Consider the following 15,795-nt stretch of genomic DNA (forward strand, 5'->3'; position numbering starts at 1 on the left):
AACTCACTCCTCCGGCGCTTGCCGGTAGTCGACACGATCCGCCATAAACGGCGGCAGATACGGCACGGCCAATTGGGCCAAGCCCTCGAAAACAAATGCGGTTTGCGAATGCCGCCATTCCTCGCTCTTCGGCAAATCGGTAAACGCGCAGGCCAGCACCGCAAGCGTTACCGCCAATACCCCCTTCACCGCGCCGAACACGCCGCCGAGCAGGCGGTTTGCCCCACCCAACCCGGCCGCACCGGCAGACGAAGTGAGCACGGTTTGCAGCAGGCGGAACAGCAGCCGCGCCAGCAGAAACACGCCGATAAACGCCACCACCACCGCCAGCGCATGCGGCTTGAGGCTACCTGAAAGCCAGTCGCCCACCGATGGAGCAAGCAGCTTGGCCGCCAGCAGCGAGCCCAGCCAAGAAACCAAGCCCACCAATTCGGCCACTACGCCGCGAAACAGCGAAATCAGGGTAAACGCCGCAATCACCAGCAGCGCGAGATAGTCAAACAAAGTCATCAGCGCTCCAGCAGGATGCCGTCCAGCCCCTGCGATTTAATTTTACCCATTGCCTGACCGGCGGCCTGGCGGTTCGGATAAGAGCCGGTGCGCACGCGGTAGAGCGCATTGCCGCCTTTGTTGGCAGGCGGCGCCACATAGGCGCTCACGCCCGCATCGGCCAGCCGTTTTTGCACGGCGCGCGCCTGCTCTTCGGTGGTGTAAGCACCCACCTGAATCACCATGCGCCGCTCCGTCTGGGCAGGTTGATTGTCGGCCGCTTTGCCGTTGCCGGTTACATGGTCGGCAGCGCGGTTGTTCAAAATATCTTCCGGAGAGAGGCGGTTGCCGTTTGGCTTACGCTCCTGCCGACGTTCAGTTGGGCGTTCGGCTGGGCGGCGGCGCTCGGCTGGTTTCTGTTCGGTCGGCTTCGGCTCGGCCAGTTTGCTTTCGGCACGGCGCTCATTCGGCTGCGCGGCAGGCGTTTGCGGTTTCACACCCTCGGCGCGGCGCGGGGTTTCCGGCACGGCAGGTTTGGTTTGCGGCTGGGCCGCCGGTTTATTGTTTTCCACCTGTTGCGCGCGCGGCTCGGCAGGCACCGGCTTGGCTTCTACACGCGGCTGCGGCGCAGGCTTGCTTTCCGCCCGCACCGGCGGTGCAGCCGGGCGGCTCGGCAGCGGATTAGCCGCATTGCCGGAGTTGGCCAGCGGATTGGGCAACACTGTGGTGCGCGCCTCCACCGGCTTGGCCGGTTGCACGGGCTGCGGCGCAGGCGAAGCAGGCTCCACAACCACCGCTTCCGGCTCAACAACCGGCGCCGACACAGGCTGCGGCTGCATTTCCACCGTAGTGTCAGCACCGGTTGGCACTTCGGCCACCGGCTCGGGCAGCGGATGGGTTTCCACCGCCATGGAAGCGGCGGTTTCGCTGCCGCCGCTCACGGTGATTTCGCCCGGCGCGGCAGTATTTTTGCTGCTGCCCATCACTTTGGCCAGCAGCAGCGCCACCACCGTGGTGAGCAGCAGCGCGCCCACCAAGCGGCGGCGGTTTTTGCGCTTAATCTGCTCGTATTCTTCCAGATGGCGCCAATTCGGGTTGGACTGGGGGGGCATAATTCCTTATTCCTGTTGCGGTGCGCCCATCACTTCGGCCACCGTGTGAAACGAACCAAATACGACAATTCTATCATTTTCCCCCGCCTCCGATAAGGCGGCACGATAGGCCTCGCCCACGCCGGCAAACAGGCGCACATTGGCCGCTCCCGCCGCTTCCAGATGCTGCCGCAATGCTTCCGCCGAAAGGCCGCGCGGCAGCGGCAACGGGGCAATCAGCCATTCATCGAACTGGTCTTGCAGCAGGGAAACCACAGTGTCGATATCTTTATCGGCCAACATGCTGAACACCGCCAGCCGTTTTTCGGCAAACGGCAGCGCCATCAGGCTGCGACGCAAAGCGCGGGCGGCGTGCGGGTTGTGGCCGACATCCAAAATAGTGAGCGGGCGGCCGGGCAACACTTGGAAACGGCCGGGGTGGCTCACCAGCAACAGCCCGCGCTTGATGGCGCCGATATCCACCGGCAGCCGCGCATTCAAGCATTCGAGCACGGCCAGCGCACAGGCGGCATTGCCCAGCTGGTAGCCGCCGCGCAGGGCGGGAAAAGGCAGCGCGTTGCGGTTGCGGCTACCTGAAAACAGGCGGCTGTGCTCGGGATGAAAGTGAAACGACCATTGTTGCTGCTCCAGCTTGCTGAAGCCGAAATCGCGCCCGGCCAGCAGGAGGTCGGCGTCGATGGCTTCGGCGTGGCGGCGCAGCGATTCGGGCGGCGGGTTTTGGGCGCAGACAGCGGGTTTGCCCGCGCGGAATACGCCCGCCTTTTCAAAGGCTACCTGCTCCACCGTGTCGCCCAAAAAGGCTTGGTGATCCAAATCCACCGACGTTACCACCGCTACGTCGCCGTCAAAAATATTCACCGCGTCCAACCGGCCGCCGAGCCCGACTTCCAAAATCATCACATCGGCTTCGGCGCGCTGGAAAATATCCACAGCGGCCAAGGTGTTGAACTCGAAATAAGTGAGCGCGGTATCGCCGCGGGCGGCTTCGATGCGCTCGAAAGAGGCGGCAATGGTTTCATCGGCAGCGGGCTGGCCGTTCACACAGATGCGCTCGTTGTAGCGCAGGATGTGCGGGCTGGTGAGCATGCCGGTTTTGAAGCCGGCGGCGCGGTAGATGCTTTCCAAAAAGGCGCACACCGAGCCTTTGCCGTTGGTGCCGGCCACCACGATCACGGGGCACTGCGGCTGCAAACCCATCCGCTCTTTCACCGCACGCACGCGCTCCAAGCCCAAATCAATGCTGCCGTGGCTGTGGGCGGTGCCGCCGGTGTAGGCGGTTTCGAGGTGTGCGAGCCATTGGGAGAGTGTTTTCATTTGTTCAACCTTGTTTGAGGGCTACCTGAAAATGCCGAACGGGTTTTCAGGTAGCCTATATGCGCCGATACGGGCGGCTTGATAAAGGCTAGCTGAAAATAATGGTGTCAGTCGGCATTATTGTGCCAAGCGCTTGCTGGCCGGATTTTGAGCGGCGTTTTCAGGTAGCCTGCTTTAACTGATGAAGGCTACCTGAAAACGGTTGAACCTTTTCAGGTAGCCTTTTGCCGCCGCATTATACCGCAGCAAAATTCAGCCCGGCATACTCTCCAGTGCGGCGGCAATCAGTGCGCCCGTGGCGGAATCGATTTGCGCGGCGGCAGTTTCGGCCGCATCCAAACCGCGCCCCGCCACCAGCGGCAACACGCGGCGGTACAGCACCTGCACGCGGCCGTTTTGCTCGTACACCAACACTTTCAGCGGCAGCTCGGCGGCCAGCAGCAAATCGGCCTGCATCAGCGGCGTACCTTTGGCCGGGTGGCCGACAATCAGCAGGCTGGCGGGCGCCAGCGGCAGGCCGTGTTCGGCGGCCAGCGCGGAATGCGGGATTTCGGCAAACAGGGTAATCTGCTTGGCAGCAAAAGCCTGTTTCAACACGGCCAGCGTTTCGGCAAAACCCAAACGGCTGGGCAGGATAAGGTGGTTGGGATTGGTCATAGGGTTGAGTCCTGTCTACAATGGAAAAGCCAATAAAGTATGCCGCGGGCGCGGCCGTTTTTTAGCGGGAATCCTGCCTATCCAACGGCTTGCTCCGTTTCTTCCGCGCCTGCCCCCAACGTGCCCACACGCGCAGGCGGCGCAGGCCTTCGGCATCGGCGGAATCCGGCCACACGGCTTGGTAAATCTGCCGGCCGCCGTCGGTTTGCCAGTGCAAAAGTTGCAACCACGGCAGCACCATGCCGCCGCGCAGGGTGGCCGCCACGGCGATTTGCTGCGGCTGCAAAAACAGCACGGCCTCGCCGCCGCTGCCTACTGTGAGGCTGCCGATGGGCAACGGCCGGCGCAGAGCATACCAAGCGGCGGAAGCGGTGAGCGCGAGGCCGAGCAGGCGAAGCCAACCGGCGAAATACAGCAGCCAGATAACGGCCAGCCACACCCATGCGACCAGCTGCAACACGCGCTGCAACCGCGAAGGCCGGAAGGCTACCTGAAAAGGCTGCACGGCGGCTACATCATGTTGTCCACCACGGGACTGACGCGGATATCATCGTCATCCGTGTCCAGCACCATGTCGTGGAATTCGAGGTCGAAAAAGCGGGCAAACAACTCGGGCGTGAGCTCCGGCCATTGCTCCTGCGGCACTTCCCACGAAGCAATCTCGCCGCTGAACACCTCGCGCCAGCGTTCGCCGAACAGGCCGGCGCTCTCTTCGGGCGTATCGGCCTGCGCCAACAAATACACGCTGCAGTTGCTGCGGATTTGGGCAAGGGTGAGGTCGGGCAGGTCGTCGCCGGTGCTTTTGAGCCAAGTGAGGAAGGCTTCGGTGGGCTTCACCACCACGGCGCTGCGGTCTACAAAATACATGGTATTTCCTTGGGTTGGTTTTCGCGGTTTCAGGTAGCCTGTTCAACAAAAAGACAGGCTACCTGAAAACATACGGTTCAAAATTATCAAACGCTTAATATAAGCAATCGGCTTTTCAGGCAGCCTGCCGGGCAAGATGCGGGCTACCTGAAACCGATTTTCCGACAGGCCGGATTTCTAAAAAACCGGAACGCCGGCATCCGCTACAGCGGATAATCGTAATCCACCACCAGCGGGGCGTGATCGGAGAATTTCTCCTGCTTATAAACATGGGCGGAGCGGGCGCGCTCGGCCAGGGCGGGCGTGGCCATTTGGTAGTCGATACGCCAGCCCACGTCTTTAGCATAGGCCTGGCCGCGCTGGCTCCACCAGGTGTAGCCGGGCATTTCGGGATAGAGCGTGCGCCAAATATCCACCCAGCCCAGTTCGGCAATCACTTTGCCGATCCACTCGCGCTCTTCGGGCAGGAAGCCGGAGTTTTTCAGGTTGCCTTTCCAGTTTTTCAAGTCGATGTTTTGGTGTGCGATATTCCAATCGCCGCAGATCACGATATCGCGGCCTTGGGTTTTCAGCTCGCGCAACATCGGGTAGAAGGCTTCTAAGAAACGGAACTTCACCTGCTGACGCTCTTCCGAACTGCTGCCGGAAGGCAGGTAGAGCGAAATCACCGACAAATTGCCGAAATCAGCCTGAACGAAACGGCCTTCGGCATCGAATTCGGCAATCCCCATGCCGGTTTGCACACGATCCGGCTCGCGTTTGCTATACAGCGCCACGCCGGAATAGCCGCGCTTCTCGGCACAATGCCAAACACCGTGCATACCGTGCGGAGCCCTCATGCTGTCGTCCAAATCGGTTTCTTGAGCCTTGAGTTCCTGCACGCAGACGATATCGGCGCCGCTTGCGGCCAGGTATTCATAGAAGCCTTTTTTATAGGCAGAACGGATGCCGTTTACATTGGCAGAAATGATGCGCATGGGTTTTCCAAATAAGGTTATTATTTGATTATACAGGGAAGAAGGCTACCTGAAATATTCAGGTAGCCTGTTTAGCCAACGTTTGACGCCATACAAGATAATCACGCAACGGCGGCATAGGCGGGTTGATGCAATGCGGGCAAATGCCGGTTACATCTTCATCGTCGAACTCTTGGTGGAAGGCATCCGGATCAAAACGGGACTGCTGCATCACCGCCTGCACCAGTGCCTGCTGCTGCACCACATCAAATTCGTAGCCACTCAAAATTTCAGCCAACAGATCGGTTTCTGCCAGGCTGAAAGAGGCGATATTGTTTTGAATCATGCGTGCATAATCGGCATTCTGAATTTTTTGTTGTAATAAAAGAATAATGCTCATCAAAATTTAGATTTTAATTAAAGAAAAACTAATGCAATAATTCGCATTCTTGGTCGATATTATTACCGCCGGAAAACACTTCTTTATTATCGCAACGGCTACGGCTGCTTTGGCAAATCCGTACCGTTTGGTCTTGGTTAATCAATAAAACCCGTGGCTCTTTATTCACATCAAAAGCCACGGCTTTAATTGTATATTTATCTCCCAACACCCCGCGCGCATTGCCTTGGAATTTAATACAGAAATGCTGCGTTTGACTAACCGCCAATGCCGGCCAAGTAGTGGAAGTGGCTTTAAACGTTCGATTTCTCGAATAAAAACGCTCCATCGCCCGACTATTTTCCAATAAAGCAGCATTAGCCTCTTCCAAACGGGATTTGCGTACAAACGATTGGTATGAAGGATACGCAATAGCCGCCAAAATCGCCACTATGGCAATAATAATCATCAGCTCCATCAACGTGAAGCCGCGCTTAGTAGTGGGAAAAGATAAGCCGTTCATGCTGTTGCTCCTTAGGAAAGTAACGGAGTGGACAGTATAAACGGCTTTGTTACCAAACGGAATAGAGGCCAATACTAATATGGCTCACAATTGGTTCTGCTATCTGACTGATCAATAGTATTGGCATCACAACGACTCATCGTTGTACCAATACTATTGAAGTAGATACCTTGAGTTTCGTTTGGATTTTTATTGGTCGGCTTAGCAAAAATTTCATAGCTATCTGATTGCGGGGCTCCGCCTACAAAGCCAATTGTGAAGAAATCAGTACTCGCAGGGGCAGATGCCGGATGGCTTGCATCCGTAAACGAACGAGCTTTGGTATACAACCGCTCCATATCTCGAGACTTGGCCATAATACTGGCTTTAGCCTGTTCCATACGAGATCTACGGATAAATGTGTCATAACTTGGGTAGGCTATAGTTGCCAAAATGGCTACTATTACAACAATTATCATCAACTCCATCAAGGTAAAACCTTGCATTTTCAACTTATTCATCACATCCCCTTTTTATTCTTATTTTCCCACAAGTATATTATTTGCTACCTACCTAATTTTTAGCCTAGTAGGTTTATCCCTATGGCAAGCACAACATTATTTGGCAACCCACCACATCTCAAAATAAGCCGATTTCAATCTAAATTTAATCCGGCTGACTCCGAGCCCGATAAATCTCTTCCTTCATTTGCCGTATCGCTTCCGGCAAGCCCAAAAACACAGCTTGCGCAATGAGCGCATGACCAATATTCAGCTCGCGAATCGGCAAAATCCGTGCCACTGGCGCTACGTTGTGAATTGCCAAACCATGCCCAGCATTGACCACCAAACCCAATTCCGAAGCAAAATATGCCGCTTCTTCCAGGCGCAACAATTCGTTTTGCCGAACAGTATGAGAAGTTGCATCGGCATACGCGCCGGTATGCAGCTCAATGGCTTGCGCGCCAACATCACGAGCAGCCTTGATTTGTTGCTCATCCGCATCGATAAACAACGAAACGCGGATGCCGGCAGCATTTAATTGCTGCGTAAACTCCGCTACTGTCTGCTGTTGCGCCAGCACATCCAAGCCGCCTTCGGTGGTAACCTCCTGCCGTTTTTCCGGCACGATACACACATCTTCCGGCTGCACCTGTAAGGCGTTATCCAACATTTCTGTTGTCAGCGCCATTTCCAAATTCATACGGGTGCGGATTGCCTGCTTGATGGCGAACACATCTGCATCTTTGATATGGCGGCGATCTTCGCGCAAATGCAAAGTAATCAAATCCGCGCCGTGGGTTTCGGCAACCAAAGCTGCTTCCAACGGGCTGGGATAGCGCGTACCGCGCGCATTACGCAAAGTAGCAACGTGGTCGATATTAACGCCCAACAGCATCTTCTTTCCTTTCGGGTATCGAATTTTGCAATTTAGCTTCATGACTCACGCCGCAAAGGTAACTAAGCAACCGGCGTGCCATCTGCACGAAGCCATTCTAAGGTATTGCCAACACCGCACAATTACACAAATCATCGCTCTCAAATGCCGTAATCTCGCCTGCCTCCAATCCGGGAACGGGGAACAGGCGTACAGTGAGCGGTTTGTTCAGGCGGAAGGCCATGGTGCCGGTGTCGCACATGATGTCGGCAATTTTCTCCGCCGGAGTGCTGCCGGCAATCGGCACGGTATCCAAACCGATGCCACATACGCTGCTGTAAGTGAGCAGGGAGCGGATATCGAACTGTTGCTTGCGGGTGGCCTCGGCCAAGCCTTCGTCTTCGGTTACCGCCAGCATCAGGCCGGAAAAACCCACGGCCTGCACCCGCTCCAGCGACTTGAACACACGGGTAAGCAGTGCGGATACTTCCACCGTACCGGCTGCGCCGAAATACGGCACGCGCATCAGCCGATACAGCTCCACCATTGAAGTACAATTCTTTGACGGCGCCGCCGAAGTATCCATGCCGGCATAAGCCCAACCTGCATCCAAAGGCATGTCGGCCACACATTGCTGCACACGGTCGATGTGGTATTGCAGCGCCTCGCGCATGGCCGAATAGGCTACCTGAAAATATTGGGCATGCTCTGCCGGCTGATTATTTAATCCACGTAAGGCGGCAGCCAGCAAATCCGGCGTTTCCAAGCCCAACACAATGCAGTTGCCCTGCTCTGCGCGATGGTAGCCGGCGGGGAAATACGGAATCAGCGGCCGGCAATTGAAGTTTACCGTGAAATTGAAATTGCCCTCGCCGCGCGGCGTAATGCGGCCGATTTCCTGCATGGCCGCCACGCACAACTCAATGGTTTGCCTGTCTAAAAAACCATTTTCATCCATGCCTACATTCACACAGGCATTACACAAATCGCCGTAATCGCGAATCAACTCCGGCAGCAGGGCGATTTCGTGCGCACCCACCGCCTCGCCAACAGCGAAACGGATACGCATCGCCTTTCCGTAATTCAATTCCTGCAAAATCTGCTGGATACGGGCCAAACCCTGCTTGGCGGTTTGCGCGTTTTCGGTATCCAAATATTCGCCGAATGGGTTTGACACCAGCCGTACCGACTGCACGGTATAGCCCGCCCGGGCAAACGATTCGGCCAATCGGTCGCATTGGCGCTTGGCTTCCGCCAACACACCAGCCCATAAATTACTATTTTTATTCAAACTGATAAACGCGGTAATCGCCCGCACGCGGCAAAGTTCGGTGTTGCGCAAATCCATTTCTTTTTTTCCTCAAAATTATGATGTGATCGGAGGATAGAGGCTACCTGAAAGCCTGTATCTGCTGCAACACCTGCCGCGATTTAATTCCTTCCGGCAGGCGGAAATCCAGCAGCAGGCGGGTAATCCGGCGTGCCTGCTGCAAAGCGGCGGCATCGGTAAATTTGCCGTTTTGCAGCTGAATCAACACATCACCATCTACCGCCACGCCAGGCTGCACTTCTGCCGGCGTCAGGCTATGCCGCTGCTCCAACGGCAGCACCGCATGTTCCGGCCGCAGCCAGTATTGCCGATCGGCTTCCACTGGGCAGCCCGCGCTGTCTTTCCGCAAGTCCGGTGCGTAGCCTGCCAGCGTGAGCAATGTCCACTCAAAACGGCGCAGCACGGCGGCGTGGTTCGGCTCGGTGCACAAAGTGCGCATCACCTGCTGTAAGGCCTCATACAGCGCAGGTTGTGGGTCTTCTCTGGCAGTGAGTTTCTGCACCAATTCATTTACATACAGCCCGCTCAGCAGCGCCCTGCCCTGCGGCTGCGGCCAGCCGCCCAGCCATTCGGCACGGTGCAGCGTTTTCAGTTCTTCCTTGCCATACCAGGCTACCTGAACCGGCACGAACGGCACCAACACGCCGCGTAATTCGCTCTGCCGTTTGCGCGCGCTGCGCGCCACCACCGCCACCCGCCCGTAATCGCGGCTAAACAGCTCCGCCAGCAGGCTGGTTTCGCGCCACGGCGTGGCCGACAACAAAAACGCCGGCTGGGAATCGATGCGGTTGGGCTGCTTCATAACTCGTTAAAGAACAATGGGAAAACGGCTGTTTGATTTTTCAGGTAGCCTTTAATCGGCAGCATACCGTCAGCCATACCGGCGGCGGCTGTCCGGCAGCGGTAAATCCGCCCATTTCATCACTGAGGCCACTTCCGCCGCGTTTAGCTCATAAAACTGCCCGCGCTTCAACCGGTTGGGCAAACCAATCGGTCCGAAGCCGGTTCGTACCAGACGGCTCACGGTAAGGCCGAAATACTCGAAAATGCGGCGCACTTCGCGGTTGCGCCCCTCTTTGAGCACCACATTATACCATTTGTTCACGCCTTCCCCGCCCTGGCTGTGGATGCGCTCCACCCGCGCCAGGCCGTCTTCCAGCATCACGCCCTCGCTGGTGAGCAGGCGCATCTCGTCCATGCCCAGCTCACCCAACACGCGCACCGCATACTCGCGCTCCACTTCGAAGCTCGGGTGGGCAAAACGGTTGGCCAGCTCGCCGGAAGTGGTAAGGATCAGCAGGCCGCTGGTATTGATGTCCAAACGGCCGATGGCCACCCAACGGCTGCTTGCCGCCTGTGGCAAACGGTCGAAAATGCTCACGCGCCCCTGCGGGTCATCGCGTGACACAATCTCACCTTCCTGCTTGTAATACAAGATGATACGCGGCAACCGATCCGACCATTTCAGCTTGATCACGCTGCCTTTCACCAACACCTGGTCTTCCGGCCGCACCTTATCGCCCAGCTGCGCCACCTTGCCGTTCACCGTTACCCAACCGTTTTGAATCCACTCCTCCATCTCGCGGCGCGAACCCGCACCCGAAGCGGCCAATGCCTTTTGCAGGCGCACCGGCTCGATGCCGCTCAAATCGGAACGCTGTTCCTGCAAACGGCGCACTTGGCTCTGCACTTTTTGGTTAGCCGGGCGCACCGCCAGCTTTTTTGCCCGTGCCACGCGGGTTTTCGGCGCTTTTTCCGCTTCAGGCCGCTGCTGGCGCTTAGGGCTACCTGAAACTTTTTCATCGGCGCGGCGCGGATTGCGTTTATTGGAATCACGTTGGTTTTTCATATATTTACACTCCTAACTCGTGATGTTCATCAACGGTTCTTCTGCGGCAATAAGCGGCAGGGTTGGGTTGGGGAAAATGATGGAACAGGCTACCTGAAAACGAAGCCTCAATAAAGTAAAACAATAGGGCTGCTGCAAAGCAAACATCAGCAATGCCATCTGTTTTCAGGTAGCCCAAACGGTATCGCCGTTCAAAATAGAAACCAGACCATCCCGTGAAACGAGGTGCTTGAGCCGCAGTTTACGTTTACGGCACAATGTGCCGTAGATTGGCTGTTTTGCAATTTGCTCGGAAAATGGCGTTTTGGGGTTTGGCTTTAGGTGCCTCCCCGACACAGTGTTCATCCGAGAAAGTGGAAAAAGGCAACCAGAAAGGCGATAAGCAGAAAACCCGCCAGCCACGGCAGCCACGGGCGTTTTTTGTTGGGGAGATACATGATGTTGTTGTGTGCGAGTGGTTGAGAAAGGGGGATTGTAAACAAAAAAGGCAGCCTGAAAGGAGGGAATTTCTGGTTTTCGCTTTGCAAAAGCGTGTGGACGCGCTTTCAGGCTGCCTTTGGCGGGGTGGGGCGTTTGTGTGGGCAAAGATGAGTGCTGTTTGGTTTAAAGGCAGCCTGAAAGGAGGGAAATCCGTTTTCAGGCTGCCGTGCGAATGAACGGGGTTATTCGTTGCGCAAAATGCGGTAGGCGGCGGATGGGGCGAGGCGCAGCAGCCATTTGAGCAGGCGTATTTTGCCGATGCAGGTCTCGGCGCGACCGCTTTCAATGGCGCGGACGACTGCATCAGCGACCGCTTCGGGACTGAGCTTGCCGCTGCCGCGTCCGGCGGTCATGCGGGTGTCAACCAGGGGCGGCACGATTTCCTGTACGCGGATGTGTGGCGCGGCGGCTTCCGTTTGGTAGCGCAGGGCGCGGGTGAAGTTGTGCAGTCCTGCCTTGGCAGCGCAGTAAACGGGGGCGCTTTTTTTCGGCGCGAGGGCAAGGCCGGTGGTGATGTTGACCACGGCGGCCTGCGGCTGGCTTGCCAGCACGGGCAGCAGCGCGGCGGTCAGGGCAACGGGGGCTTCAAGGTTGACCGCCAGCTCCTGTGCGAGGTTTTGCAGCAGGGCTGCGCGTTCGCCGCCGACAAAATCAAGCGTGCGCTGCACGGCGGCGTTGTTGATTAAAACGGCGGTATCGGGATGTTCCTCGCGCACCCATGCGGCCAGCGCGTCGCGTTCGGCAGGCAGGGATAAATCGCAGCGGCGGAAGGTAATGCCGTCTGGCAGCGATTCCGGCAGGTGGCGGGCGCAGGTCAGCACGTGTGCGCCGCGACGGTGCAGGGCTTCTGCCAGGGCGGCACCGATGCCGCTGCTGCCGCCGGTAAGAAGGATTTTTTTGTCGGTCAGGTTCATGTGGTTCTCCGTTAAGCGTGGTGGAAGAGCCTGTATAGGGAAGCGTTCTCACCACTCTCCAACAGCCAATCATCTTACTGTAAGCCGGGCAAACAAGCCAATCGTTCGAGCAAACTTAAAGGCTACCTGAAAACAATCCGGCAATTTTTCGTGCCGCTTACCAAGTTTCAGGTAGCCTTTATTCTTTACAGCCAGCTGCTACCGAACCGGCCATAGCTCGAACACTTATAGTGAATTAAATTTAAACCAGTACAGCGTTGCCTCGCCTTGCCGTACTATCTGTACTGTCTGCGGCTCGTCGCCTTGTCCTGATTTAAATTTAATTCACTATATTTTCCCCCTGCCGCGTCACTTCACCCAGCAGGGGAAAATTATTCAACCATATCAGGCACGGCGGCCTTGGGCGGCCGGTTTGCGGGCTTTGCCGCGCGGATTGCCGGCGGGGCGGCCGAAGGGTTTGCCGCTGCCGTTGGGCTTGCGGCCGCCTTTTTGTTTCCAACCGCCGCCTTTGGTTTTGCGCGGGGCTTTGCTGCGCTTGCGGGTGGGCTCCATGCCTTCGATGGTGAACTCGGGCAGCTTGCGGCCGAGGTATTTTTCGATTTTGTGCACCGCCATATATTCGTTCACTTCCGCGAAAGTGAGGGCGAGGCCGTGGCGGCCGGCGCGGCCGGTGCGGCCGATGCGGTGCACGTAGTCTTCGGCCTGTTTGGGCAGGTCGTAGTTGATCACGTGGGTGATGCTGGGCACGTCGATGCCGCGCGCGGCCACATCGGTGGCCACCAGCACTTTGATGCGCCCTTTGCGCAAATCCATCAGCGTGCGGTTGCGCCAGTTTTGCGGCATGTCGCCGTGCAGGCAGTTGGCGGCGAAGCCTTTTTCATAAAGTTCGTCGGCCAGCTGTTCGCTCATGGCTTTGGTGCTGGTGAAGATGATGCACTGGTCGATATTGGCATCGCGCAAAATATGGTCGAGCAGGCGGTTTTTATGGTTTTTGTCGTCGCAGTAAAAGAGCTGCTCGTCGATTTTGCCCTGGTTGTCTTCGCGTTCGATTTCAATCACTTCGGGATTTTTGGTGAGCCTTCTGGCGAGTTTGCCCACGGCGCCGTCCCAAGTGGCGGAAAAGAGCAGGGTTTGGCGGCTTTCGGGCGTGGCGGCCACGATGGTTTCGATGTCGTCGATAAAGCCCATATCCAGCATGCGGTCGGCTTCGTCGAGCACCAACACCTCGAGGCGGTCGAAATCGATGCGGCCGCTGCGCATGTGGTCCATCAGGCGGCCGGGCGTGGCCACCACCAAATCAATCGGTTTGGCCAGCGCTTTGATTTGGAAGCCGAAAGACGAGCCGCCCACCAGGGTAACGGTACGCAGCCATTTCATGTTTTGCGCGTAGATTTTGGCGTTTTTTTCCACCTGCGCCGCCAGCTCGCGCGTGGGCGTGAGCACAAGGATGCGCGGGCCTTTGCCGGGCTTGTCGCTGCGGCGGGTGATGCGCTGCAGGCTGGGCAGCAGGAAAGCGGCGGTTTTGCCGGAGCCGGTTTGCGCCGAAGCCATGATGTCTCGGCCTTCAATGGCGGCGGGCAGGGCTTGGGTTTGAATGGGGGTGGGCTCGATGTAGCCCGCGGAACGCAGGGCGGCGAGCAGGTTTTTATCGTGCAGCAGGTCGCTGAATTGGATGGTCATGTGTTTCCAAAAAAGACAACAATACTTTCCGCCCGCACAAAACGGGCAGCCGCGAAGCAAAAGGATGCGCTAACAGAAAGAGGCGGGATTCATTCGCTTTCCATACTAGGGCAGGCCGTAAACAGTACAGGCAGTACGGCAAAACGGGCTGACACAGCAAAGAAAACGAGGGCAACCGCTGGAGGTTACGCAAAAGATTGTCGCAAGCAAAGCGCTTGGAGTGGCATCGGCGACAACCTGCGAAGCAGAGAAGAATTGCACGCAAAATGCGGCAAACAGACGCAGCTGTAAAACTGCGGGGGCTGAAGACGATGGCTTCGAACAAAAAAGAGGCAGCATATTAGGCGTTTGCTTGGAATCGGTCAAGCAAAATCTTTGGATTGACACCTATCTACCGAAAAGGCTACCTGAAAGCCACAGTTGTCCGTTTGGAGCGACGGGGCAATTAACCGTAAAATAGCCGCACTCCTTTTTCCACTTTTCAGGTAGCCCCACATGAGCGAAATCACCGCCTTTGCCAACCGGCTGGGCAAAAACGCCAAACACCTCATCAAATGGGCACGCCGGCAAAACATCGAAGCCTGGCGGCTCTACGACCGCGACATCCCGCAATACCCCTTCGCCATCGACATCTACGGCAACCATGTCCACCTGCAGGAATACGACACCGGCTGGATCATGCAGCATGCCGAATACGAAGCCTGGCTGGCCGAAGTGGTGGAAGCCGTGCAATTCATCACCGGCTTTCCCGCCGAACACATCCACCTCAAACAGCGCAGCCGCCAGCGCGGCAGCAGCCAATACGAAAAAACTGGCCGCAGCGGCGAAGATTTTATCGTGCACGAAAACGGCCGCACCTTCTGGATAAACCTCGACAAATACCTCGACACCGGCCTCTTCCTCGACCACCGCAACACCCGAGCCCTCGTGGGCAGCGAAGCCCGAGGCAAACGCTTCCTCAACCTCTTCTCCTACACCGGCAGCTTCAGCGTATACGCCGCCACCGGCGGCGCTATTAGCAGCGAAACCGTCGATTTGTCCAACACCTATCTCGATTGGGCACGGCGCAACTTCGAGCTCAACCTCATCAACCCCGAGCAGCACCGCATCATCCGTGCCGACGTCTTCCAATACCTGCAAAACGCCGCCGCCGAAGGCAAACGCTTCGACCTCATCGTGATGGACCCGCCCAGCTTTTCCAACAGCAAAAAAATGCTCGACATCCTCGACATCCAGCGCGACCACCCTCGCCTCATCCGCGAAGCCATGCACCTGCTCGAGACCGGCGGCACGCTTTATTTCTCCAACAACCTGCGCAGCTTCGAACTCGAACCCGCCGTGGCCGAACGCCATGCCGTGGCCGAAATCAGCCGCCAATCCGTGCCCGAAGACTTCCGCAACCGCAAAATCCACCGCTGCTGGACAATCAAACACCGCTAAAGCAAAGGCTACCTGAAAACATCCAAACCGTTTTCAAGTAGCCTTTTATAGTGAATTAAATTTAAACCAGTACAGCGTTGGCTTGCCTTGCCGTACTATTTGTGTACTGTCTGCGGCTCGCCGCCTTGTCCTGATTTATAGTCAATTAAAAACAAAATAGGACAGTAACGCATCGTCAAATCGGGCGTAATCAGACAATACGGTTCGAAGATACCGCTTAATATTCGCCCACACCTTCTCAATCGGATTGAGCTCAGGTGAATAGGGTGCAAGAGGCAATACCTTATGTCCCAATTTTTCCGCCATTTCCCGTAAGACACCTATACGGTGAAATCGTGCATTATCTAAAATAATCACCGATTTTTGAGTCAATGCGGGCAGTAGGCATTGCTGAAACCACGCTTCAAAAAAGACTCCGGTCATCGTATTTTGATAAACCATCGGAGCAA

18 protein-coding genes and 2 pseudogenes are annotated in these 15,795 nt (G+C 56.7%); 1 reads left to right on the forward strand and 19 read right to left on the reverse strand.

Annotated features, from left to right (window positions below):
- Positions 1–3: 3 nt before the first annotated feature.
- The 18 genes and pseudogenes from A7Q00_RS00155 to A7Q00_RS00235 form a co-directional block, all read right to left on the reverse strand.
- Positions 4–510: a CvpA family protein gene (locus A7Q00_RS00155; RefSeq protein WP_064088643.1), complete on the reverse strand. Its 507-nt coding sequence runs from the start codon at positions 508–510 to the stop codon at positions 4–6.
- Entirely contained in the window at positions 510–1,601 is a 1,092-nt protein-coding gene (locus A7Q00_RS00160) for an SPOR domain-containing protein (RefSeq protein ID WP_064088644.1), read from the reverse strand. Before A7Q00_RS00160 ends, A7Q00_RS00155 begins: the two co-directional genes overlap by 1 nt.
- A gap of 6 nt (positions 1,602–1,607) precedes the next feature.
- Positions 1,608–2,915 (reverse strand): bifunctional tetrahydrofolate synthase/dihydrofolate synthase, encoded by a 1,308-nt coding sequence (gene folC, locus A7Q00_RS00165; protein WP_064088645.1) that lies wholly within the window; start codon positions 2,913–2,915, stop codon positions 1,608–1,610.
- 252 nt (positions 2,916–3,167) lie between these two features.
- Positions 3,168–3,572 carry a DUF302 domain-containing protein gene (locus tag A7Q00_RS00170; RefSeq protein WP_064088646.1) on the reverse strand — a complete coding sequence of 135 codons (405 nt, stop codon included), beginning with the start codon at positions 3,570–3,572 and terminating at the stop codon, positions 3,168–3,170.
- 61 nt (positions 3,573–3,633) lie between these two features.
- Entirely contained in the window at positions 3,634–4,077 is a 444-nt protein-coding gene (locus A7Q00_RS00175) for a protein YgfX (RefSeq protein WP_064088647.1), read from the reverse strand.
- 5 nt (positions 4,078–4,082) lie between these two features.
- The gene (locus A7Q00_RS00180) at positions 4,083–4,439 is read right to left on the reverse strand and encodes a hypothetical protein (RefSeq protein WP_064088648.1); all 357 of its coding nucleotides are present in this window, start codon (positions 4,437–4,439) and stop codon (positions 4,083–4,085) included.
- A gap of 203 nt (positions 4,440–4,642) precedes the next feature.
- Complete coding sequence (locus A7Q00_RS00185; protein WP_064088649.1) at positions 4,643–5,416, reverse strand: exodeoxyribonuclease III; 774 nt, start codon at positions 5,414–5,416, stop codon at positions 4,643–4,645.
- 58 nt (positions 5,417–5,474) lie between these two features.
- Complete coding sequence (locus A7Q00_RS00190) at positions 5,475–5,795, reverse strand: hypothetical protein (protein ID WP_064088650.1); 321 nt, start codon at positions 5,793–5,795, stop codon at positions 5,475–5,477.
- A 28-nt stretch (positions 5,796–5,823) separates the two neighbouring features.
- The gene (locus A7Q00_RS00195; protein ID WP_064088651.1) at positions 5,824–6,297 is read right to left on the reverse strand and encodes a type IV pilin protein; all 474 of its coding nucleotides are present in this window, start codon (positions 6,295–6,297) and stop codon (positions 5,824–5,826) included.
- 74 nt (positions 6,298–6,371) lie between these two features.
- The gene (locus tag A7Q00_RS00200) at positions 6,372–6,797 is read right to left on the reverse strand and encodes a type IV pilin protein (protein ID WP_281178994.1); all 426 of its coding nucleotides are present in this window, start codon (positions 6,795–6,797) and stop codon (positions 6,372–6,374) included.
- Between the two features lie 145 nt (positions 6,798–6,942).
- Positions 6,943–7,674 (reverse strand): pyridoxine 5'-phosphate synthase, encoded by a 732-nt coding sequence (pdxJ, locus tag A7Q00_RS00205; protein ID WP_064088652.1) that lies wholly within the window; start codon positions 7,672–7,674, stop codon positions 6,943–6,945.
- Positions 7,675–7,771: 97 nt separating this feature from the next.
- Positions 7,772–9,001 (reverse strand): DUF711 family protein, encoded by a 1,230-nt coding sequence (locus tag A7Q00_RS00210; RefSeq protein WP_064088653.1) that lies wholly within the window; start codon positions 8,999–9,001, stop codon positions 7,772–7,774.
- Positions 9,002–9,044: 43 nt separating this feature from the next.
- Positions 9,045–9,785 (reverse strand): DNA repair protein RecO, encoded by a 741-nt coding sequence (gene recO / locus A7Q00_RS00215; RefSeq protein ID WP_064088654.1) that lies wholly within the window; start codon positions 9,783–9,785, stop codon positions 9,045–9,047.
- A 69-nt stretch (positions 9,786–9,854) separates the two neighbouring features.
- Entirely contained in the window at positions 9,855–10,832 is a 978-nt protein-coding gene (locus A7Q00_RS00220; RefSeq protein WP_064088655.1) for a pseudouridine synthase, read from the reverse strand.
- A gap of 165 nt (positions 10,833–10,997) precedes the next feature.
- Positions 10,998–11,417, reverse strand: coding sequence for a hypothetical protein (locus A7Q00_RS13160; RefSeq protein WP_156503666.1), 420 nt, complete (start codon positions 11,415–11,417; stop codon positions 10,998–11,000).
- 77 nt (positions 11,418–11,494) lie between these two features.
- Positions 11,495–12,226, reverse strand: coding sequence for an SDR family oxidoreductase (locus A7Q00_RS00230; protein WP_064088657.1), 732 nt, complete (start codon positions 12,224–12,226; stop codon positions 11,495–11,497).
- A 228-nt stretch (positions 12,227–12,454) separates the two neighbouring features.
- Positions 12,455–12,561, reverse strand: a pseudogene (locus tag A7Q00_RS13165) (IS5/IS1182 family transposase); the annotation flags it as partial.
- A 49-nt stretch (positions 12,562–12,610) separates the two neighbouring features.
- On the reverse strand, positions 12,611–13,906 hold the full coding sequence (locus A7Q00_RS00235) for a DEAD/DEAH box helicase (RefSeq protein WP_064088658.1): 1,296 nt from the start codon (positions 13,904–13,906) through the stop codon (positions 12,611–12,613).
- A 495-nt stretch (positions 13,907–14,401) separates the two neighbouring features.
- Between A7Q00_RS00235 and A7Q00_RS00240 the strand changes: the two genes are divergently transcribed.
- Entirely contained in the window at positions 14,402–15,346 is a 945-nt protein-coding gene (locus tag A7Q00_RS00240) for a class I SAM-dependent methyltransferase (RefSeq protein ID WP_064088659.1), read from the forward strand.
- Between the two features lie 141 nt (positions 15,347–15,487).
- Here A7Q00_RS00240 and A7Q00_RS00245 read toward each other — a convergent pair.
- Positions 15,488–15,795 (reverse strand): annotated as a pseudogene (locus A7Q00_RS00245) (IS630 family transposase); the annotation flags it as partial.

The organism is Eikenella halliae (genome assembly GCF_001648475.1).
Classification (GTDB): Bacteria; Pseudomonadota; Gammaproteobacteria; order Burkholderiales; family Neisseriaceae; genus Eikenella; species Eikenella halliae.

Coding starts and splice junctions, on each gene's coding strand:
- A7Q00_RS00210 (WP_064088653.1), bottom strand. CDS start 9,001: ATGGATTTGCGCAACACCGAACTTTGCCGCGTGCGGGCGATTACCGCG.
- A7Q00_RS00240 (WP_064088659.1), top strand. CDS start 14,402: ATGAGCGAAATCACCGCCTTTGCCAACCGGCTGGGCAAAAACGCCAAA.
- A7Q00_RS00220 (WP_064088655.1), bottom strand. CDS start 10,832: ATGAAAAACCAACGTGATTCCAATAAACGCAATCCGCGCCGCGCCGAT.
- A7Q00_RS00195 (WP_064088651.1), bottom strand. CDS start 6,297: ATGAACGGCTTATCTTTTCCCACTACTAAGCGCGGCTTCACGTTGATG.
- A7Q00_RS00185 (WP_064088649.1), bottom strand. CDS start 5,416: ATGCGCATCATTTCTGCCAATGTAAACGGCATCCGTTCTGCCTATAAA.
- pdxJ (WP_064088652.1), bottom strand. CDS start 7,674: ATGCTGTTGGGCGTTAATATCGACCACGTTGCTACTTTGCGTAATGCG.
- A7Q00_RS00190 (WP_064088650.1), bottom strand. CDS start 5,795: ATGAGCATTATTCTTTTATTACAACAAAAAATTCAGAATGCCGATTAT.
- A7Q00_RS00160 (WP_064088644.1), bottom strand. CDS start 1,601: ATGCCCCCCCAGTCCAACCCGAATTGGCGCCATCTGGAAGAATACGAG.
- A7Q00_RS00155 (WP_064088643.1), bottom strand. CDS start 510: ATGACTTTGTTTGACTATCTCGCGCTGCTGGTGATTGCGGCGTTTACC.
- A7Q00_RS00230 (WP_064088657.1), bottom strand. CDS start 12,226: ATGAACCTGACCGACAAAAAAATCCTTCTTACCGGCGGCAGCAGCGGC.
- A7Q00_RS00200 (WP_281178994.1), bottom strand. CDS start 6,797: ATGAATAAGTTGAAAATGCAAGGTTTTACCTTGATGGAGTTGATGATA.
- recO (WP_064088654.1), bottom strand. CDS start 9,785: ATGAAGCAGCCCAACCGCATCGATTCCCAGCCGGCGTTTTTGTTGTCG.
- A7Q00_RS00170 (WP_064088646.1), bottom strand. CDS start 3,572: ATGACCAATCCCAACCACCTTATCCTGCCCAGCCGTTTGGGTTTTGCC.
- A7Q00_RS00180 (WP_064088648.1), bottom strand. CDS start 4,439: ATGTATTTTGTAGACCGCAGCGCCGTGGTGGTGAAGCCCACCGAAGCC.
- folC (WP_064088645.1), bottom strand. CDS start 2,915: ATGAAAACACTCTCCCAATGGCTCGCACACCTCGAAACCGCCTACACC.
- A7Q00_RS00235 (WP_064088658.1), bottom strand. CDS start 13,906: ATGACCATCCAATTCAGCGACCTGCTGCACGATAAAAACCTGCTCGCC.